This is a genomic window from Mycolicibacter heraklionensis, assembly GCF_001021505.1.
Taxonomy (GTDB): domain Bacteria; phylum Actinomycetota; class Actinomycetes; order Mycobacteriales; family Mycobacteriaceae; genus Mycobacterium; species Mycobacterium heraklionense.
In genome coordinates, this window is record NZ_LDPO01000030.1 from 1 (window position 1) to 18,047 (window position 18,047).

Here is an 18,047-nt window from a genome sequence, read left to right on the forward strand (position 1 = left end):
CAATCCACTACCCTGAACCACGACGTCCTCCTCGCTGTTTTGGGACACCAAGCCCGTCAACGACAGCAGGAGGACGTCTTCTACATCCAGACTTTCAACGACACGCGCCATAGCTCTCTTACTACGCACGCTCGCGCGAGATGGGCACGCTCGCGCGGGATGGGCACGTTCGCGCGGGGGGAGTAGGCGCTAGCGGGCGGCGGACCCGACTGCTTCGGCCAGCGACGCGAACCCGCCGTCGCGCAGCCGCTGGGCCAGGCCGTCATGGATATCCCTGGCCCACAGGCCGCCGCCGTAGATGAAGCCGGTGTAGCCCTGCAGCAGTGCGGCGCCGGCGGTGATCCGCTCCCAGGCGTCGTCGGCGGTCTCGATCCCGCCGACGCTGATCAGGACCAGCCGATCGCCGACCCGGGCGTACAGCCGCCGCAGCACCTCCAGCGCGCGGCGGGCCACCGGTGGCCCGGAGATGCCGCCGGGCCCCAGCTCGGCCACCCCCGGGGTTGCCAGATCGTCGCGTGACACCGTGGTGTTGGTCGCCACGATGCCGGCCAAACCCAACTCGACGCAGAGGTCGGCGATGGCATCCAGGTCGGAATCGGCCAGATCCGGTGCGATCTTCACCAGCACCGGCTTGGTGGTCTCGGCGCGGACCGCGGCCAGGATGGGCCGCAGCGACTCGACGGCCTGCAGGTCGCGCAGTCCCGGCGTGTTCGGCGAGCTGACGTTGACCACCAGATAGGCGGCCAGCGGGGCCAGCAGCCGGGCGCTGGTGCGGTAGTCCTCGACCGCGCCCTCGGGCGGAGTGACCTTGGTCTTGCCGATGTTCACCCCGATCGGCACGTCGGACTGATGCCGCGACAACCGGGCCGCCAGCGCGGCGGCCCCGTGATTGTTGAAGCCCATCCGGTTCAGCAGAGCGCGGTCGTCGGGCAGCCGGAACAGGCGCGGCGCCGGGTTACCCGGTTGCGCCGCGGCCGTCACGGTGCCCACTTCGGCGTAACCGAAACCCAATGCGCCCCAAGCGTTTATCCCCGCTCCATCCTTGTCGAACCCGGCGGCCAACCCGAGCGGGCCGGGGAATCGCACCCCGAACACGGTGCTGGCCAGCACCGGGTCGTGCGGGGCGAGCCGGCGCTGCAGCGCCCGCCGTGCCGGTGGCGTGGCGGTGGCACCGCGCAGCCCGGCGAACACGATGGTGTGGATGCGCTCGGCCGGCACCATGAAAAACGCGCGGCGCACCGCGCCGTAGAGACCCATCGGTCTACAGTCCCGGCTGGTCGACGCAGCGGCTCTCGCTGATCGCGTTCGCGGCAGACTTCTTGCGGCGCAGCAACACCCGCCTGCTCCCGTCGGTGTACAACCGCACTCGGGTCAGCTCCCAACCTCGGTATTCGGCTTCGATGGACAGCCGGGTGGACGCCCCGATCCGGGTGACCTCCGGGGGCAGTCGCAGCGGAATCCACTCATAGTCATCGGACAGTTCGGTGTCCCAGCCGGCCGGCAGTCGGCGTGGCCGCAGCGCGGTCAACGTGGCCTCGCCGCGCGCTCGATCACCTGCACCCCGGCGCCGGAGCCCGACACCACGTACAAGGTGTCTGACTTCTCGTCCAAGGCCAGGGTGTTGGGTTGCTGCACGGTCGGATAGCGAACCTTCTCGACGGGAATTCCGGTGGACAAATCGTAGCCGGTCACGGTGTTCGTCCCGGTTTGCGACACCCACGCAAACCCGCCCGCCCCGGCCAGTCCATAGGGAGCGTGCGGTACCGGATAGTCCTGGTGCAGCATCAGCGGGTCCACGCCGTACACCAGCAGCCGGCCGCTGCGGGGGTCGGCCGCCAGCACCGGCCCGTGCGCAGCGGCGGCAAGCGTGGTCGCGCCCTGACCCGCCCGCAGCGCGTACTGGGGCTTGCCGTCGGTACCGATGGTCGTCACCGAGGTCTGGCCGCGGTCCAGCACCACCGCGATATCGCCCTGGGTCACGATCTGGTCGACCCGGGCGAAGATCTTCACCCGCTCCGCAATCCGCGTGCCGTCGTTCGCCAGCGTGTAGACCGCGCCGTCAGCGCTGCCCAGCACCATGGTGCCGTCGGCGCGCCGGCCGATCGCGGTGAACTCGACACCGGCGGCATCGTCGACGTCGACGCGTTTGATGCTGCGGGTGGCCAGGTCGACGGCGTAGTAGCCGCCATGGCCGGACAGGTAGACCGTGCCGTTGCCGTTGCCGGCCAGTGCGCTTGCCGGCCCCGGCAACGCGACCACGGCGCTCGGGTGACTCCCGTCGCCGACCAGCCCGAGCGTGGCGGCGGCTTGTGCGTCCGGCCCGGGGGACAGCACCGCCAGCAGTCCGGTGGCCGCGTCGAAAACCGCGCCGGTGGCCCGGCCGGCCAGTGGCCGTACCGTGCCGGCCGGCCGGACCGCGGCGACCGGGGAGACGGCGGGTTCGGCCGGCGCGATGGTGGGCGGCGATGCGGTGATGGGATTGGATGAGCACGCTGTGAGCAGCAACAACGGCAGCAACAGGCCTTGTAGGGACCGGCGGGGCCGGCGGGTGGCGCGCTTGGGCACAGGGCAGCTCTTCCAGCTCGTCATGGTGGCGGGTTGGTGCAAATATCGATTCTAAGGAAGGCGGCGAGGTGAAGCTCGCATGTCCGGCCGAACAATAAGTTCGCTTAGGTGTAACCTCGCGGCCATGACTGTGGTCGATGACTGGCAGCTGGCGTGTTCGGAGTTCCGCATCGAGGAGATCTGGACCGGGGCGTTCGCCAGTGGTTTCGGCGAGGTCGGTGACGGCCGTAGTTTCTCGTTCCACACCGAGCAGCAGAAGCTCGTGGTCGACATCTATCGGCCCCGGCTGGCCGGCCCGGTCCCGCATGACGAGGACGTGGTCGCCACCGCGAGCCGGCATCTGTTCGAGATCGATGTCGCCGACGAGCGGAGCCTGGCCGCCGCGGTGCGCGACGTGGTATCCGGTCTGACCCGCTGACACCAGCCCGGTACGGTCATCGTCGTGTCGGTAGTCGAGACGGTGATGTCGTGGCCGCAAGTGGTTGTCCTGGCGATTGTCCAGGGCCTCACCGAGTTTCTGCCGGTTTCGTCGTCGGGACACCTGGCGTTGGTCTCACGGCTGTTCTTCGCCGGTGACGCCGGCGCTTCCTTCACGGCGGTGACCCAACTCGGCACCGAGGTCGCCGTGCTGGTCTATTTCGCCAGGGACATCGCGCGCATCGGCACGGCCTGGCTCTCGGGGGTGGCGTCGGCGCTGGCCAAGACCCGGTTGCCCGCCGACCGCGAGACCGACTACCGGATGGGCTGGTACGTCATCATCGGCACCATCCCGATCTGTGTGCTGGGCCTGCTGTTCAAAGGCCTGATCCGGTCCGGGGTCCGCAACCTGTGGGTGGTGGCCACCGCATTGGTGGTGTTCTCGGTGGTGATCGCCGCAGCCGAGTACTTCGGCCGCCAGGCCCGCCATGCCAAGGAACTGACGTGGCGCGACGCCGTGCTGGTGGGTTCGGCGCAGACACTTGCGCTGGTGCCGGGGGTGTCACGGTCCGGCGCCACCATCAGTGCCGGGCTGTTCGCCGGCCTGGACCGGGAATTGGCCGCCCGCTTCGGTTTCCTGCTGGCGATTCCCGCGGTGTTCGCCTCCGGGCTGTTCTCGCTGCCTGACGCGTTTCACCCCGAAGGGGCCGGCATGAGCGCCAGCGGTCCGCAACTGCTGGTCGCCACCCTGATCGCGTTCGCGGTGGGCTGGGCGGCCGTCGCCTGGTTCCTCAAGTTCCTGGTGTCACACAGCATGTACTGGTTTGTCGGGTACCGGGTGGTCGTCGGGACGACGATCCTGGTCCTGCTGGCCACCGGGGTGCTGGCGGCCTCGTCATGACCGTCATCCTGCTGCGCCACGGCCGGTCCACCTCGAACACCTCCGGCGTGCTGGCCGGGCGCACCGAAGGCGTCGAACTCGACGACCTGGGCCGCGAGCAGGCCGCCCAGCTCGTCGGCCGGCTCGACGGCCTGCCGATCAAGGCGGTGGTGCGCTCACCGCTGCTGCGCTGCCGCCGCACCGTCGAACCGCTGGCCGCCGCCTTCGGGCTGGAGCCCCTCGTCGACGACCGGCTGGCCGAGGTCGACTACGGCACCTGGACCGGGCGCAAGATCAGCGAGCTGACCGCCGAGCCGCTGTGGCGGGTGGTGCAGGCGCAGCCCAGCGCGGCGATCTTCCCCGAGGGCGAAGGGCTGGCGCAGGTGCAGGCCCGGGCGGTCACCGCGGTCCGCGACCACGACCGGCAGCTGGCCGAGCAGCACGGCGCCGATGTGCTGTGGGTGGCGTGCACCCACGGCGACGTCATCAAGGCGGTCATCGCCGACGCGCTCGGCGTGCACCTGGACGGCTTTCAGCGGATCACCGCCGACCCGGCATCGGCGAGCGTGATCCGCTACACGCCGTTGCGCCCCTTCGTGATCCACCTCAACCACACCGGATCGTCGTTGGCTGCCGCAGTGCAGGGTTCGCCGGCCGGCCCCGTCGGTGAAAGCGACGCGGTGGTCGGCGGTTCCACCACCTAGGCCCACCTCGCCGAAGCCAGATACCGTCGGCCGGCTGAACTGCCGGTATTTTGGAGATGCCATGTCCCGAGCAATTCACGTCTTCCGCACCCCCGACCGTTTCGTGGCCGGGACCGTCGGCCAGCCCGGCAACCGCACCTTCTACCTGCAGGCCGTCCACGACGAGCGGGTGGTCTCGGTGGTGCTGGAAAAGCAGCAGGTCGCGGTGCTGTCCGAACGGATCGGTGCGCTGCTGCTGGAGGTCAACCGTCGATTCGGCACCCCGGTGCCGCCCGAACCCACCGAGATCGACGACCTGGACCCGCTGGTCACACCGGTGGACGCCGAATTCCGGGTCGGCACCATGGGGTTGGGTTGGGATTCCGAGGCGCAGACGGTGGTGGTCGAGTTGCTCGCGGTCAGTGACGCCGAGTTCGACGCCTCGGTGGTGCTCGACGACACCGACGAGGGACCGGACGCGGTGCGGGTGTTCCTCACCCCGGAGTCCGCGCGCCAGTTCGCCACCCGCTCCAACCGGGTCATCTCGGCCGGCCGCCCGCCGTGTCCGCTGTGCGACGAGCCGCTGGACCCCGCCGGTCACATGTGCGTGCGCACCAACGGCTATCGACGGGGTGCTTTCGGGCCCGACGATGAGCCCGATGACGCAGACATCTGACGACCGGGAGGCGTTGCACTCCGGGGAACTGGAGATCCTGGGTCGCATCCGCTCGGCGAGCAACGCCACCTTCCTGTGCCAGGCCACGCTGGGGGAGCACCGCGTCCACTGCGTCTACAAGCCGGTCGCCGGAGAGCAGCCGCTCTGGGATTTCCCCGACGGCACCCTGGCCGGCCGCGAACTCGGCGCACACCTGATCTCGGTCGAGTTGGGCTGGAACCTGGTGCCCTACACCATCATTCGAGACGGTCCGGCGGGTCCGGGCATGGTGCAGCGCTGGGTGGATCAACCCGAAGACGAGGACGAAGCGCAGGACGGTTCGTCGGCGCCCGGCCTGGTCGACGTGGTTCCGGGCGACCACGTTCCGGCGGGCTACCTGCCGGTGCTGCAGGCCTACGGCCACGACGGCGACCCGGTCACGCTGGTGCACGCCGACGACATCCGGTTGCGCCGCCTCGCCGTCTTCGACGTGGTGATCAACAACGCCGACCGCAAGGGCGGACACGTGCTGTGCGGCACCGACGGCCGCGTATACGGCGTTGACCACGGCGTGAGCCTGCACACCCAAGACAAGTTGCGCACCGTGCTGTGGGGGTGGGCGGGCAAGCCGGTGGCCGACCTGGACGACCAGGCGTTGCCGGCGCTGTCGCGGCTGCTGGTGGCGCTGGACGGCCCGCTGGCGGTAACCCTGCAACCGCACCTGACCGCCGACGAGATCGCGGCACTGCGCCGGCGGGTGACCGACCTGCTGGACCACCCGGTGATGCCCGGCCCGAACCGTCATCGCCCGATACCCTGGCCGGCGTTCTGAACAAGGCGTGGGCGCCCGCTAGCCGCACTCGCGAATCCGGCCCCGCCCGCCGTCGGGGATACTGCCAGACGTGACGCTGACCGACGCGGCGCTGGCCGCCGAACTGGCAGTCGAGGCCGGAAAGCTCTTGCTGGCGGTGCGTGACGAGGTGGGCTTCGCCCAGCCGTGGCACCTCGGCGACACCGGCGACGGCCGCGCGAACCAGCTGATCATCCGCCGTCTGCGCGACGCACGCCCGTCAGACGCGGTGCTCAGCGAGGAATCACCGGACAACCTGGCCCGGCTGCGGGCTGATCGGGTCTGGATCGTCGACCCGCTGGACGGCACCCGGGAGTTCACCACGCCGGGACGCGACGACTGGGCGGTGCACATCGCGCTGTGGCAGCGCGGCGGCGCCGACGGCTTTGGCGCCATCACCGATGCCGCGGTGTCACTGCCGGCCTACGACAACAGAAGCAACGTCGTCTTCCGCACCGACACGGTCGCCCGGCCCGCCCCACCGGCCGGGCCGCCGGACACCATTCGGGTCGCGGTCAGCGCCTCCCGGATGCCCGCGGTGGTACGGCTGATCCGCGAGGTGTTGCCGGTGGATCCGGTGCTGATGGGTTCGGCGGGCGCCAAGGCGATGGCCGTGGTGCGCGGCGACGTGGACGCCTACCTGCACGCCGGCGGGCAGTGGGAGTGGGATTCGGCTGCCCCGGCCGGGGTGGTGCTGGCGGCGGGGTTGCACGCGTCCCGAATCGACGGGTCGCCGTTGCGCTACAACCGCCCCGACCCCTACCTGCCCGACCTGCTGATGTGCCGGCCCGATGTGGCGCCGATCCTGCTGGACGCGATGCGGCGAACGGTGCTGTAGAGGCGGGGCTTTACAGTCGTGGACATGCAATCGTGGTCCGCGCCGACCGTTCCGGTCCTGCCCGGGCGCGGCCCGGCGCTGCGCCTCTATGACACCGCCGACCGGCAGGTGCGCCCGGTGTCGCCGGGCCCGACGGCCAGCATGTACGTCTGCGGCATCACGCCCTACGACGCCACGCACCTGGGCCACGCCGCCACCTATCTGGTGTTCGACCTGATTCACCGGCTGTGGCTCGACGCCGGCCATCAGGTGAACTACGTGCAGAACGTCACCGACGTCGACGACCCGCTGCTTGAGCGCGCCGAGCGAGACGGGGTGCAGTGGCAGGCGCTGGCGGCCAGTCAGGTCGAGTTGTTCGGCGCCGACATGACCGCGTTGCGGGTGCTGCCGCCGCGGGACTACGTGGCGGCCACCGAGGCCATAGCAGAGGTGGTCGAGCTCGTCGAGAAGATGCTGGCCGCCGGGTCGGCCTACATCGTCGACGCCGACTATCCCGACATCTACTTCCGCGCCGACGCCACCGAGCAGTTCGGCTACGAATCCGGGTTCGACCGCGCCACCATGCTGGAACTGTTCGCCGAGCGCGGCGGCGATCCAGAGCGGGCCGGCAAGGCCGATCCGCTCGACGCCCTGCTGTGGCGCGCCGCCCGCCCGGGTGAGCCCAGTTGGCCGGCGCCGTTCGGGGCGGGCCGGCCGGGTTGGCATGTCGAGTGCGCCGCGATCGCGCTGAGCCGGATCGGCTCGGGTCTCGACATCCAGGGCGGCGGCTCCGATCTGGTCTTCCCGCACCACGAGTTCTCCGCCGCACACGCCGAATCCCTCACGGGGGAGCGCCGTTTCGCTCGGCACTACGTGCACGCCGGGATGATCGGCTGGGACGGGCACAAGATGTCCAAGAGCCGCGGCAACCTGGTGCTGGTCTCCAAGTTGCGCGCCCAGGGAACCGAGCCGGCCGCGATCCGGCTGGGCCTGCTGGCCGAGCACTACCGCAGCGACCGGTTCTGGGACGACGCGACCCTCGCAGCTGCCGAGGCGAGGCTGGACCGCTGGCGGGCCGCGACGGCGCTACCGGCCGGACCCGCTGCCGACGACGTCATCGCCCGGGTCCGTCGCTATCTCGCCGATGACCTGGACACCGTCAAGGCGCTGGCCGCGTTGGACGGCTGGACGACCGACGCGCTGGAGTACGGCGGTCACGACACGAGCGCACCGCGGCTGGTGGCCACCGCGGTCGATGCGCTGCTGGGAGTGGCGCTGTAGGCCACCCACGGCGGGGGTAGGTTGAGCGCATGTCTTCGATTCACTCCCAAGTCGTTTTCATCACCGGTGGCGCGCACGGTATCGGCGAGCAGCTGGCCCGCCGGCTGCACTCCCAGGGCGCCTCGGTGGTGGTGACCGACCTGGATGCGGCCGCCCTCAACAAGCTGGCCGATGACCTCGGTGACCGGGTGCTGACCGCCGTCGCCGACGTGCGGGATCTGGCCGCAATGCAGTCGGTGGTCGCGCAGGCCGAGCAGCGGTTCGGCGGCATCGACACCGTCGTCGCCAACGCCGGCATCGCCAGCTACGGGTCGGTGCTGAATGTGGACCCCGAGACGTTCAAGCGGGTTATCGACGTCGACGTGATGGGGGTGTTCAACACCGTGCGGGCCGCGCTGCCGGCGGTCATCGAGCGTCGCGGCTATGTGCTGGTGGTGTCCTCGCTGGCGGCGTTCAGTCCGCTGGCCGGGATGGCCTCCTACGACGTGGCCAAGGCCGGGGTCGAGCACTTCGCCAGCGCGCTGCGCCAGGAGGTCGCCTACCAGGGCGTGGAGGTCGGCTCGGCGCACATGGCCTGGATCGACACTCCCTTGGTCCGCGACACCAAGGCCGACCTGGGGGCCTTCGGCGAGATGCTGGCCAAGCTGCCGTGGCCGCTGAACAAGACCACCTCGGTCGACAAATGTGTCGACGCCTTCGTCGCCGGCATCGAGGGCCGTCGTCGCCGCGTCTACTGCCCGCGCTGGGTGGGGGTGTTCCGCTGGCTCAAGCCGGTGCTGACGCTGCGGCCGGTGGAAGGCCCGTTCATCAAGGGAGCCGCCACCATCGTGCCGAAGATGGACGCCGAAGTCGCCGCGCTGGGCCGCTCCACCAGTGCCTACAACGAGGCCCGGGAAAAAGAAAAGTAGCCCGCGTGAGCCCGGCGGCTCAGCGCCGCCGGCGCCGCAGGTAGCGCTCGAACTCGGCGGCCAGCGCGTCGCCGTCGATCTTGTTCAGTGCCTCGGTCATGTCGACCTCGGCGTCGCCGCGTTCCTCCAAGGAGGCCACGTAGTCGGCGATCTCGTCGTCCTCGCTGGCCATCTCGCTGACCGCCAGCTCCCACTCCTCGGCTTGGGCCGGCAGGTCGCCCAGCGGAACCTCGATGTCCAGGGCGTCCTCGACGCGGCGCAGTAGGGCGACCGTTGCCTTGGGGTTGGGTGGCTGCGAGACGTAGTGCGGCACCGCCGCCCAGAAGGTGACCGCCGGAATCCCGGCCGCCACGCAGGCGTCCTGGAACACCCCGGTGATTCCGGTCGGGCCCTCGTAGCGGGTCTCGGTCAACCCGAAGCGGGTGGCCGACTCCGCCGAGTACGCCGCCCCCGACACCGGCACCGGGCGGGTGTGGGGAGTGTCGGCCAGCAGTGCGCCCAGGATCACCACCGTGTCGACGTCGAGTTCTTCGATCACCGCCAGCAGCTCGGCGCAGAACGACCGCCAGCGCATGTTCGGCTCGACTCCATGCATCAGCACGATGTCGCGGTCGCTGCCCGGCGGGCGGCAGTGCGAAATGCGCATCGACGGCCAGACCAGCTCCCGGGTGACGCCGTCGAGCTGGCGGATCACCGGCCGATTCACCTGGTAGTCGTAGTAGGCCTCGTCGTCGATCTCGACGATCAGCCGGGCCTCCCAGATGTTGTTGAGATGCTGCACCGCGTCGCTGGCCGCGTCACCGGCATCATTCCAGCCCTCGAACGCAGCCACGACGATGGTGTCGTGCAGTTCGGGAAGGGCAGCGCCGTCATCCGGTCGGGTCACAAGGCCAGGGTAAGGCCTGCACAAAGATCACGGGTCCCACGGACCGGCTGAGTCGGCTTGTTCGTCGGGGCATTCGTCTCGACGCTGGGTGACCACGTAGACTTTTCCCCGTCGAGAGGCGTTGCAACGGTTCGCCGGTCCCGCCGGTAACCGCCACGCTCGGCAGAGTTAAGGACGCCTTCCGCCACGGAAGGAGCCCGCATGACCGCCCCCGAGGCCGAAATCTTCGCGCCCAACATCCGGCCTGACTGCACCGACGAGCTGACGGCTGCTCTGCGCCGGCGAATCATGGTGATCGACGGCGCGATGGGCACGGCGATTCAGCGGGACCGCCCGGACGAGGCCGGCTACCGCGGCGACCGGTTCACCGAGTGGCCGACCGCGCTGCAGGGCAACAATGACCTGCTCACCCTGACGCAACCGCAGATCATCGAGGGCATCCACCGCGAGTACCTCGAGGCGGGCGCCGACATCCTGGAGACCAACACGTTCAACGCGAACGCGGTCTCGCTCGCCGACTACGACATGGCGGACTTCAGCTATGAGCTGAACTATGCCGGTGCCGCCCTGGCCCGCAAGGCGGCAGACGAATACCGCACTGCCGAGAAGCCTCGCTACGTGGCCGGTACGCTCGGGCCGACGACGCGGACGGCGTCGATCTCACCGGACGTCAACGACCCCGGTGCCCGCAACGTCTCCTACGACCAGCTGGTCGCCGCCTACCTCGAAGCCGCCAACGGCCTGGTCGACGGTGGCGCGGACATCCTGCTCATCGAGACGATTTTCGACTCGCTGAACGCCAAGGCAGCGGTGTTCGCCGTCGAGACGCTGTTCGAGGAACGCGGACGACGCTGGCCGGTCATCATCTCCGGCACCATCACCGATGCCTCCGGGCGTACGTTGTCGGGTCAGGTCACCGAGGCGTTCTGGAACTCGATCCGGCACGCGAAGCCGATCGCGGTGGGCCTCAACTGCGCCTTGGGCGCGCCGGAGATGCGGCCGTACATCGCCGAGATGGCGCGCATCGCGGACACCTACATCTCCTGCTACCCGAACGCCGGCCTGCCCAACGCATTCGGCGAGTACGACGAGTCGCCGGAGGCTCAGGCCTCCTACATCGCGGACTTCGCCGACGCGGGCCTGGTCAACATGGTCGGGGGTTGCTGTGGAACGGCGCCGGCGCACATCGCCGAGATCGCCAAGGTCGTCGAGGGCAAGCCGCCGCGCGAGCTGCCCACCATCGAGGTGGCCACCCGCCTCTCGGGTCTGGAACCGCTCAACATCACCGACGACTCCCTGTTCGTGAATATCGGTGAGCGCACCAACATCACCGGCTCCGCCCGGTTCCGCAACCTGATCAAGGCCGAGGACTACGACACCGCGCTGTCGGTCGCGCTGCAGCAGGTCGAGGTCGGTGCGCAGGTCATCGACATCAACATGGACGAAGGCATGATCGACGGCGTCGCCGCGATGGACCGGTTCACCAAACTGATTGCGTCCGAGCCGGACATCAGCCGCGTGCCGGTGATGATCGACTCGTCCAAATGGGAGGTCATCGAGGCGGGCCTGAAGAACGTGCAGGGCAAACCGATCGTCAACTCGATCTCCATGAAGGAGGGCGAGGAGAAGTTCATCCGCGAGGCCCGGCTGTGCCGCAAGTACGGCGCCGCCGTCGTCGTGATGGCCTTCGACGAGCAGGGGCAGGCCGATAACCTGGAGCGCCGCAAGGAGATCTGCGGACGCGCCTACCGGATCCTGACCGAGCAGGTCGGCTTCCCGGCCGAGGACATCATCTTCGACCCGAACTGCTTCGCGCTGGCGACCGGCATCGAGGAGCACGCGACCTACGGGATCGACTTCATCGAGGCCTGCGCCTGGATCAAGGAGAACCTGCCCGGGGTGCACATCTCCGGCGGCATCTCGAACGTGTCATTCTCGTTCCGGGGCAACAACCCGGTCCGCGAGGCGATCCACGCGGTGTTCCTGTTCCACGCCATCAAGGCCGGCCTGGACATGGGGATCGTCAACGCCGGTGCGTTGGTGCCCTATGACTCGATCGACGCCGAGTTGCGGGACCGCATCGAGGACGTCGTGCTGAACCGGCGCCCCGATGCCGCCGAGCGGCTGCTGGAGATCGCCGAACGGTTCAACTCCGCGGAGAAGGCTGAAGATCCCGCGGCGGCCGAATGGCGCAGCCTTCCGGTTCGCGAGCGGATCACGCACGCACTGGTCAAGGGCATCGACGCCGACGTCGAGACCGACACCGAGGAGCTGCGGGCCGAGATCGCCGCCGCGGGCGGTCGCCCGATCGAGGTGATCGAGGGCCCGCTGATGGACGGTATGAATGTGGTCGGCGACCTCTTCGGCGCGGGCAAGATGTTCCTGCCCCAGGTGGTGAAGTCTGCCCGGGTGATGAAGAAGGCCGTGGCGTACCTGCTGCCGTATATCGAGGCGGAGAAGCAGCCCGGTGAAGCCGAGCACACCAACGGCACGATCGTGATGGCGACCGTGAAGGGCGACGTCCACGACATCGGCAAGAACATCGTCGGGGTCGTGCTGCAGTGCAACAACTACACCGTCGTCGACCTCGGTGTGATGGTGCCTGCCGAGAAGATCCTGGCTGCGGCCAAGGAATACAACGCCGACATCGTCGGCCTCTCCGGCCTGATCACCCCGTCGTTGGAGGAGATGGCGGGCTTCGCCGCCGAGATGGAGCGTGAAGGCCTGGAGATCCCCCTGCTGATCGGCGGCGCGACCACTTCGCGTGCCCACACGGCCGTGAAGATTGCGCCGCGTCGCAGCGGTCCGGTGGTCTGGGTCAAAGATGCCTCGCGTTCCGTTCCGGTCGCGGCCGCGCTGCTCGACGACAGGCAGCGGTCGGCCCTGCTGGAGTCGACCGCGGCCGACTACGCGTCCCTGCGGGAACGGCACGCTCAGAAGAACGAGCGGCCGATGGTGCCGCTGGAGAAGGCCCGCGCGAACCGGACGCCGATCGAGTGGGACGGCTACACGCCACCGGTACCCGTCCAGGGTCTCGGCGTGCGGGAGTTTCTTGACTACGACCTCGCTGAGTTGCGCGAGTTCATCGACTGGCAGCCGTTTTTCAACGCCTGGGAGATGAAGGGGCGCTTCCCCGACATCCTCAACAACCCGGCTTCGGGCGAGGCTGCCCGCAAGCTGTACAACGACGCCCAGCAGATGCTCGACACCCTGATCGAGGAGAAGTGGCTGACGGCCAACGCGGTGATCGGGTTCTTCCCCGCTAACACAGTGGGCTCGGGGGGCGAAGACGTCGAGGTCTACACCGACGAGACCCGTACCGAGGTGCTGACGATGTTCCACAACCTGCGCCAGCAGGGCGAGCACCGGGCCGGCATCCCGAACCGGTCGCTGGGCGACTACATCGCCCCCAAAGAGACGGGTCTGGCGGACTACATCGGCGCCTTTGCCGTCACGGCGGGGCTCGGTAGCGGCGAGAAGATCGCGGAGTTCAAGGCAGACCTCGACGACTACAGCGCGATCCTGCTGGAGTCGGTCGCCGACCGGCTGGCGGAGGCCTTCGCCGAACGGATGCATCAGCGGGTTCGCAAGGAGTTCTGGGGATTCCAGCCCGATGAGCAGTTGGACAACGATGCGCTGATCGCCGAGAAGTATCAGGGCATCCGTCCTGCCCCGGGCTACCCGGCCTGCCCGGAGCACACCGAGAAGGCGACGATCTGGAAGTTGATGGACGTCCACGAGCGGACCCGCATCGAGCTGACCGAGTCGATGGCGATGTGGCCCGGTGCCGCCGTCAGCGGCTTGTACTTCTCGCACCCGCAGTCGCAGTACTTCGTGATCGGCCGGTTAGCCCAGGACCAGGTCGCCGACTACGCGAAGCGCAAGGGCTGGACCCTGGCCGAAGCTGAGCGCTGGCTCGCCTCCAACCTCGGCTACAACCCGGAGGACTGAGCTCAGTTGGCGGTGTTGCGCGCGGTGTTGTGCGACATGGACGGCACCCTGGTCGACTCCGAGAAGCTGTGGGACGTCGCGATGGACGCCCTCTACGACCGCCTCGGAGGGGTGCTGACTCCGGAGGTCCGGGCGTCAACGGTCGGCGGCTGCGCGGAGAACACCATGCGGATCGTCTACGACGACCTGGGGCTGCCGCTCGATCCGGCGGAGATGGCGGCCTCGGCGCGCTGGCTGCACGACTACACCGGTGAGCTGTTCGACGCGGGCCTGCCCTGGTGCGACGGCGCCCGGGAGCTGCTCGACGAGCTGGCCGCCGCGGCGATGCCGACGGCCCTGGTGACCAACACCCCGCGGATGCTGGCCGAGCGGGCGCTGGGCAGCATCGGCAGGCACTATTTCGCAGCCGTGGTCTGCGGTGACGAGGTGCCCTCGGGCAAACCGGCGCCGGATCCCTACCTGCGTGCCGCCGAGCTGCTGAACCTGGATCCGCGCTGGTGTCTGGCCGTGGAGGACTCACCGACGGGTGCCGCCGCGGCCGAGGCGGCCGGTTGCGCGGTGCTGGTCGTGCCCAATGCGGTGCCGGTGCCGGCCGGCGCTCGGCGTCACCAGGTGCAGTCCCTGACCGGGCTCGGGCTGAGTGACCTGCACGAAATCTGCGCCCAGCTCGCTTCCCCGTTTCCTTTTCCCCTTCCCCTTCCCCGCGAGAGTGCGCGTCTGCACGCCGACACGCCGTAAAACCTGTACATCTGTGCACGCTCGCGGCGGTAGCCGAACCCCTGCGGAGCGAAACTGCCGTGACCGCCCCTGACCGGACATGAAACAATCGCTGCTCGTGAAGACCTTCGAGGAGCTGTTCGCCGAGCTCGGTGAGCGTGCCGCGACCCGGCCGGCCGGCAGCGGCACCGTGGCGGCGCTGGATGCCGGTGTGCACACGATCGGCAAGAAGATCCTGGAGGAGGCCGGCGAGGTGTGGCTGGCCGCCGAACACCAGTCCGACGAGGACCTGGCCGAGGAGATCAGCCAGCTGATGTATTGGACCCAGGTGCTGATGATCTCGCGCGGGCTGACGCTGTCCGACGTCTACGGGAAGCTGTGAGCATGTTGCGTGTCGCCGTCCCCAACAAGGGGGCGCTCAGTGAGGCTGCCGCGGCGATGCTGTCGGAGGCCGGCTACCGCAGCCGTACCGACGCCAAGGACCTGACGGTCATCGATCCGGCCAACAAGGTCGAGTTCTTCTTCCTGCGGCCCAAGGACATTGCCATCTACGTCGGGTCGGGGGAACTCGACTTCGGGATCACCGGACGGGATCTGGCAGCCGAGTCCGGGGCGCCGGTGGCCGAGCGGTTGGCGCTGGGTTTCGGCTCTTCGCGGTTTCGCTACGCCGCTCCGGCCGGGCGGGACTGGGTCGCCGCGGACCTCGCCGGCAAGCGGATCGCGACCGCCTACCCGAATCTGGTCCGCAAGGATCTGGCCGGCAAGGGAATCGAGGCCACCGTCATCCGGCTCGACGGGGCGGTGGAGATCTCGATCCAGCTGGGGGTGGCCGACGCGATCGCCGACGTGGTGGGTTCCGGGCGCACCCTGCGCCAGCACGGGCTGGTGGCTTTCGGTGAATCGCTCTGCGATTCGGAAGCGGTGTTGATCGAGGGCGCGGAGGCCAATGGTCGTAGCGCGCAGACCGCCAGCGCCCGCGACCAATTGGCCGCCCGGGTGCAGGGCGTGGTGTTCGGGCAGCAGTATCTGATGCTGGACTACGACTGTCCGCGAGAGGTGCTCGACCAGGCCACCGCGATCACCCCGGGTCTGGAGTCGCCGACGATCGCCCCGCTCGCCGACCCGGACTGGGCGGCGGTGCGCGCGCTGGTGCCGCGACGCGAGGTCAACGCCATCATGGACGAGTTGGCCGCGATCGGAGCCAAGGCGATCCTCGCCTCGGACATCAGATTCTGCCGATTTTGAACAGTCCCGGTAGCTGAGGCGTTGCCGTGTTAGCGTCCGGTGGTCGACTCGACTGGCCCGGGAGGTAGTGGTGACGCATTTCATCGTGCTGGTGCTCGCGCTGTTCATCGGCGCCGTTGCCGGACTGCGCGCGTTCACCGCGCCGGCCGTCATGGCCTGGGCCGCAGCCCTGCAGTGGATCAACTTGGACGGGACGTGGGCCGAGTGGCTGAGCCATCCGGCGACCGTCACCGTCCTGACGGCACTGGCGGTTGGTGAGTTCATCACCGACCAATTGCCCAGCACGCCGGCGCGCACCGTGCCGATGCAGTTCGCCGCGCGGATCGTGCTGGGCGGGTTCGCCGGCGCGGTGCTCGGCACGGCCTGGAACTACACCTGGACTGCGCTCGGCGCGGGCATCATCGGTGCGGTGATCGGCACCCTGGTCGGTTTCGGGATTCGGCAGCGCCTGGTCGCCGCCAACGGCGGCCACGATCTGCCGATCGCGTTGATGGAGGACAGCATCGCGGTGCTGGGCGGACTCGCGATCGCCGCGTTGACCGCGGTGGTCTGATCCGGTCAGCGCCGCTGCACCAGTAGTGCTTGCGCTGACGTTCCGAAGAATCCGTCGTGGTCAAACAGCTCCGCGCTGGTGACGCCCACGCCGTCCGGCCCGATCGAGGCGCGGGCGCGCAGGCCGAAGTCCGCTCCGGTCGGCAGCCGGTGCAGGTGCACGACGGTGTCGGTGTTCATGAACATGTACTCGTTGACGTCCAGCGCGGCGCCGACGCCGTTCGCGGAGTCCACCACCATCGCCAGCCGCTGCAGGGCGGTGGTCGGCTCACTGTCCACCAGGTGCACCCGCGGACTCAACCATGCGACCGCCGTGCCGTCGGGTGCGTCCGGTTGGACACGCCAGCGCACCGACTGGGCATACCCGCTGGCCTGGGCGAACCACTCCGGCGGCGGCAACGACGGCCCGCTGGTCAGTGGCGCGTGCCGGTCGGAGGCCACCGCGGTGCTGTCGGAGGTGGCCAGCGCCCACGCGCTCAGCCGTGCCACTGGCCGGTCGTCGTCGCAGGTGAGCATCTCGGCTTCCAGCAGGGCGATCCGCCGGCCCGGCCGCTGCACCCGGGCCCGAACCCGCACCGGGGCCACCGGTATCGCCCCCAGGATGTCCAGGCTCAGTCGGGCGATCCGCTGACCCGATCCGTCGAGCAGCCGCTCGATCTCGCGGGTGAGCAGCGCCAGCGGAGGAGACCCGTGCTGCAGTTGGCCCCAGTTGCTGCGGGTCAGGTCAGTGGATTCGTAGACCACGTCATCGGGGCCGGAACCGCCCGCGCGTCGGTAGTAGCTGCCGGTCATGCCGCGCTGTCGGCCGGCCAGCCGGGGTAGGGCGGCGGGGTCCCCCCGAACGCCGGGCACAGTGCGCGGTGCGCGCACCAGTCACACAAGCGTGACGGCTGGGGACGGAAATCTCCTGTGGCCCCGGCATTTTGGATGGCCTGCCAGATCGCGATCAGGGTCTTCTCGAACCGCAGCAGCTCGGCGTGCTCGGGGGAGTAGTCCAGCAGCTGCCCGTCGGCCAGATAGATCAGCCGCAACCGTGCGGGCAGCACACCGCGGGACCGCAGCAGCGCCACCGCATAGAACTTCATCTGGAACAGTGCCTTCGATTCGGCGGCCTCGGACAGCCGCCCGGTGGCCGACGGAGCCCGGCCGGTCTTGTAGTCGACCACCCGCAACGCTCCGGTCGCGGAGACGTCGATGCGGTCGACGAAGCCTCGCAGCAGGGTGCCGTCGGTCAGCTCGACCTCGACCCGCTGCTCACAGCTCTGCGGATCGAACCGGCGGGGATCCTCCAGCCGGTAGTAGCCGGCCAGCAGTCTGCGTGCCTCGGCCATGAGCTGCTCGGCGTCCAGCCCGGCGCCCAAGCCCGGGGAGGCGCTGATCAGGTGCTCCCAGGCCGGGGTCACCAGCTCCCGGGCGGTCGCGGGATCGCGCTGTGATGCGGGCAGCGCGTAGAGCCGCTCCAGTGCGCCGTGCACCACCGAGCCGCGCAGTTGCGCTGCCGAAGGTGGTTCCGGGAGCCGGTCAATGGCCCGGAATCGGTACAGCAGCGGGCACTGTTTGAAGTCGGCCGCCCGCGACGGGGATAACGCAGGCTTGCTCATACTTGCGAACCCTACGGGCATGCACCGACAACCCTTCGC

Annotated in this window: 19 protein-coding genes; 13 read left to right on the top strand and 6 right to left on the bottom strand. The window is 69.2% G+C overall.

The window, feature by feature from the left end; translation table 11 throughout:
- Positions 1–189 precede the first annotated feature (189 nt).
- From ABW16_RS22035 to ABW16_RS22045, 3 genes are read right to left on the bottom strand one after another with little or no spacing between them, the layout of a single operon-like run.
- On the bottom strand, positions 190–1,257 hold the full coding sequence (locus ABW16_RS22035; RefSeq protein WP_047321339.1) for a quinone-dependent dihydroorotate dehydrogenase: 1,068 nt from the start codon (positions 1,255–1,257) through the stop codon (positions 190–192).
- Between the two features lie 4 nt (positions 1,258–1,261).
- Positions 1,262–1,528 (bottom strand): DUF5703 family protein, encoded by a 267-nt coding sequence (locus ABW16_RS22040; RefSeq protein WP_047321340.1) that lies wholly within the window; start codon positions 1,526–1,528, stop codon positions 1,262–1,264.
- Entirely contained in the window at positions 1,525–2,589 is a 1,065-nt protein-coding gene (locus ABW16_RS22045) for a YncE family protein (protein WP_412178224.1), read from the bottom strand. The genes ABW16_RS22040 and ABW16_RS22045 overlap by 4 nt, the downstream gene beginning before the upstream one ends.
- A 100-nt stretch (positions 2,590–2,689) precedes the next feature.
- On the opposite strand from ABW16_RS22045, the gene ABW16_RS22050 reads away from it, so the two are divergent.
- The 8 genes from ABW16_RS22050 (at position 2,690) to ABW16_RS22085 (ending at position 9,056) form a co-directional block, all read left to right on the top strand.
- The gene (locus ABW16_RS22050; RefSeq protein ID WP_047321341.1) at positions 2,690–2,983 is read left to right on the top strand and encodes a hypothetical protein; all 294 of its coding nucleotides are present in this window, start codon (positions 2,690–2,692) and stop codon (positions 2,981–2,983) included.
- Between the two features lie 45 nt (positions 2,984–3,028).
- Positions 3,029–3,883 carry an undecaprenyl-diphosphate phosphatase gene (locus ABW16_RS22055; protein WP_047321365.1) on the top strand — a complete coding sequence of 285 codons (855 nt, stop codon included), beginning with the start codon at positions 3,029–3,031 and terminating at the stop codon, positions 3,881–3,883.
- The gene (locus ABW16_RS22060) at positions 3,880–4,566 is read left to right on the top strand and encodes a histidine phosphatase family protein (protein WP_047321342.1); all 687 of its coding nucleotides are present in this window, start codon (positions 3,880–3,882) and stop codon (positions 4,564–4,566) included. The genes ABW16_RS22055 and ABW16_RS22060 overlap by 4 nt, the downstream gene beginning before the upstream one ends.
- Positions 4,567–4,627: 61 nt before the next feature.
- Positions 4,628–5,221 (top strand): DUF3090 domain-containing protein, encoded by a 594-nt coding sequence (locus tag ABW16_RS22065; protein WP_047321343.1) that lies wholly within the window; start codon positions 4,628–4,630, stop codon positions 5,219–5,221.
- On the top strand, positions 5,205–6,032 hold the full coding sequence (locus ABW16_RS22070) for an SCO1664 family protein (protein WP_047321344.1): 828 nt from the start codon (positions 5,205–5,207) through the stop codon (positions 6,030–6,032). Before ABW16_RS22065 ends, ABW16_RS22070 begins: the two co-directional genes overlap by 17 nt.
- A 70-nt stretch (positions 6,033–6,102) precedes the next feature.
- A complete protein-coding gene (locus tag ABW16_RS22075; protein WP_082134282.1) occupies positions 6,103–6,888 on the top strand; it encodes a 3'(2'),5'-bisphosphate nucleotidase CysQ in 786 nt (261 codons plus the stop codon).
- A 24-nt stretch (positions 6,889–6,912) separates the two neighbouring features.
- Positions 6,913–8,148, top strand: a complete 1,236-nt coding sequence (gene mshC / locus ABW16_RS22080) for a cysteine--1-D-myo-inosityl 2-amino-2-deoxy-alpha-D-glucopyranoside ligase (RefSeq protein WP_047321366.1) — start codon at positions 6,913–6,915, stop codon at positions 8,146–8,148.
- 29 nt (positions 8,149–8,177) lie between these two features.
- A complete protein-coding gene (locus ABW16_RS22085; protein ID WP_047321346.1) occupies positions 8,178–9,056 on the top strand; it encodes an SDR family oxidoreductase in 879 nt (292 codons plus the stop codon).
- A 19-nt stretch (positions 9,057–9,075) separates the two neighbouring features.
- Here the strand turns inward: ABW16_RS22085 and ABW16_RS22090 are convergent, their stop codons facing one another.
- Positions 9,076–9,942: a PAC2 family protein gene (locus ABW16_RS22090; protein WP_047321347.1), complete on the bottom strand. Its 867-nt coding sequence runs from the start codon at positions 9,940–9,942 to the stop codon at positions 9,076–9,078.
- A 201-nt stretch (positions 9,943–10,143) separates the two neighbouring features.
- Between ABW16_RS22090 and metH the strand changes: the two genes are divergently transcribed.
- The 5 genes from metH (at position 10,144) to ABW16_RS22115 (ending at position 16,408) form a co-directional block, all read left to right on the top strand.
- The gene (metH, locus tag ABW16_RS22095; protein ID WP_047321348.1) at positions 10,144–13,893 is read left to right on the top strand and encodes a methionine synthase; all 3,750 of its coding nucleotides are present in this window, start codon (positions 10,144–10,146) and stop codon (positions 13,891–13,893) included.
- A 15-nt stretch (positions 13,894–13,908) separates the two neighbouring features.
- The gene (locus ABW16_RS22100; protein WP_047321367.1) at positions 13,909–14,631 is read left to right on the top strand and encodes an HAD family hydrolase; all 723 of its coding nucleotides are present in this window, start codon (positions 13,909–13,911) and stop codon (positions 14,629–14,631) included.
- A gap of 79 nt (positions 14,632–14,710) precedes the next feature.
- Positions 14,711–14,992, top strand: a complete 282-nt coding sequence (locus ABW16_RS22105; protein ID WP_046284100.1) for a phosphoribosyl-ATP diphosphatase — start codon at positions 14,711–14,713, stop codon at positions 14,990–14,992.
- A 2-nt stretch (positions 14,993–14,994) separates the two neighbouring features.
- Entirely contained in the window at positions 14,995–15,855 is an 861-nt protein-coding gene (gene hisG / locus ABW16_RS22110; protein WP_047321349.1) for an ATP phosphoribosyltransferase, read from the top strand.
- 70 nt (positions 15,856–15,925) lie between these two features.
- On the top strand, positions 15,926–16,408 hold the full coding sequence (locus ABW16_RS22115) for a DUF4126 family protein (RefSeq protein WP_047321368.1): 483 nt from the start codon (positions 15,926–15,928) through the stop codon (positions 16,406–16,408).
- 5 nt (positions 16,409–16,413) lie between these two features.
- Here the strand turns inward: ABW16_RS22115 and ABW16_RS22120 are convergent, their stop codons facing one another.
- A complete protein-coding gene (locus ABW16_RS22120) occupies positions 16,414–17,199 on the bottom strand; it encodes a thioesterase family protein (RefSeq protein WP_047321369.1) in 786 nt (261 codons plus the stop codon).
- Entirely contained in the window at positions 17,196–18,008 is an 813-nt protein-coding gene (locus tag ABW16_RS22125) for a RecB family exonuclease (protein ID WP_082134283.1), read from the bottom strand. The genes ABW16_RS22120 and ABW16_RS22125 overlap by 4 nt, the downstream gene beginning before the upstream one ends.
- Positions 18,009–18,047: the final 39 nt, after the last annotated feature.

Bases quoted from the DNA above. Each gene is read 5' to 3' on its own strand.
- metH (WP_047321348.1), top strand. From the start codon at position 10,144: ATGACCGCCCCCGAGGCCGAAATCTTCGCGCCCAACATCCGGCCTGAC.
- ABW16_RS22120 (WP_047321369.1), bottom strand. From the start codon at position 17,199: ATGACCGGCAGCTACTACCGACGCGCGGGCGGTTCCGGCCCCGATGAC.
- ABW16_RS22050 (WP_047321341.1), top strand. From the start codon at position 2,690: ATGACTGTGGTCGATGACTGGCAGCTGGCGTGTTCGGAGTTCCGCATC.
- ABW16_RS22055 (WP_047321365.1), top strand. From the start codon at position 3,029: ATGTCGTGGCCGCAAGTGGTTGTCCTGGCGATTGTCCAGGGCCTCACC.
- ABW16_RS22105 (WP_046284100.1), top strand. From the start codon at position 14,711: ATGAAACAATCGCTGCTCGTGAAGACCTTCGAGGAGCTGTTCGCCGAG.
- hisG (WP_047321349.1), top strand. From the start codon at position 14,995: ATGTTGCGTGTCGCCGTCCCCAACAAGGGGGCGCTCAGTGAGGCTGCC.
- ABW16_RS22060 (WP_047321342.1), top strand. From the start codon at position 3,880: ATGACCGTCATCCTGCTGCGCCACGGCCGGTCCACCTCGAACACCTCC.
- ABW16_RS22125 (WP_082134283.1), bottom strand. From the start codon at position 18,008: ATGAGCAAGCCTGCGTTATCCCCGTCGCGGGCGGCCGACTTCAAACAG.
- ABW16_RS22070 (WP_047321344.1), top strand. From the start codon at position 5,205: ATGACGCAGACATCTGACGACCGGGAGGCGTTGCACTCCGGGGAACTG.
- ABW16_RS22035 (WP_047321339.1), bottom strand. From the start codon at position 1,257: ATGGGTCTCTACGGCGCGGTGCGCCGCGCGTTTTTCATGGTGCCGGCC.
- ABW16_RS22045 (WP_412178224.1), bottom strand. From the start codon at position 2,589: ATGACGAGCTGGAAGAGCTGCCCTGTGCCCAAGCGCGCCACCCGCCGG.
- mshC (WP_047321366.1), top strand. From the start codon at position 6,913: ATGCAATCGTGGTCCGCGCCGACCGTTCCGGTCCTGCCCGGGCGCGGC.
- ABW16_RS22065 (WP_047321343.1), top strand. From the start codon at position 4,628: ATGTCCCGAGCAATTCACGTCTTCCGCACCCCCGACCGTTTCGTGGCC.
- ABW16_RS22085 (WP_047321346.1), top strand. From the start codon at position 8,178: ATGTCTTCGATTCACTCCCAAGTCGTTTTCATCACCGGTGGCGCGCAC.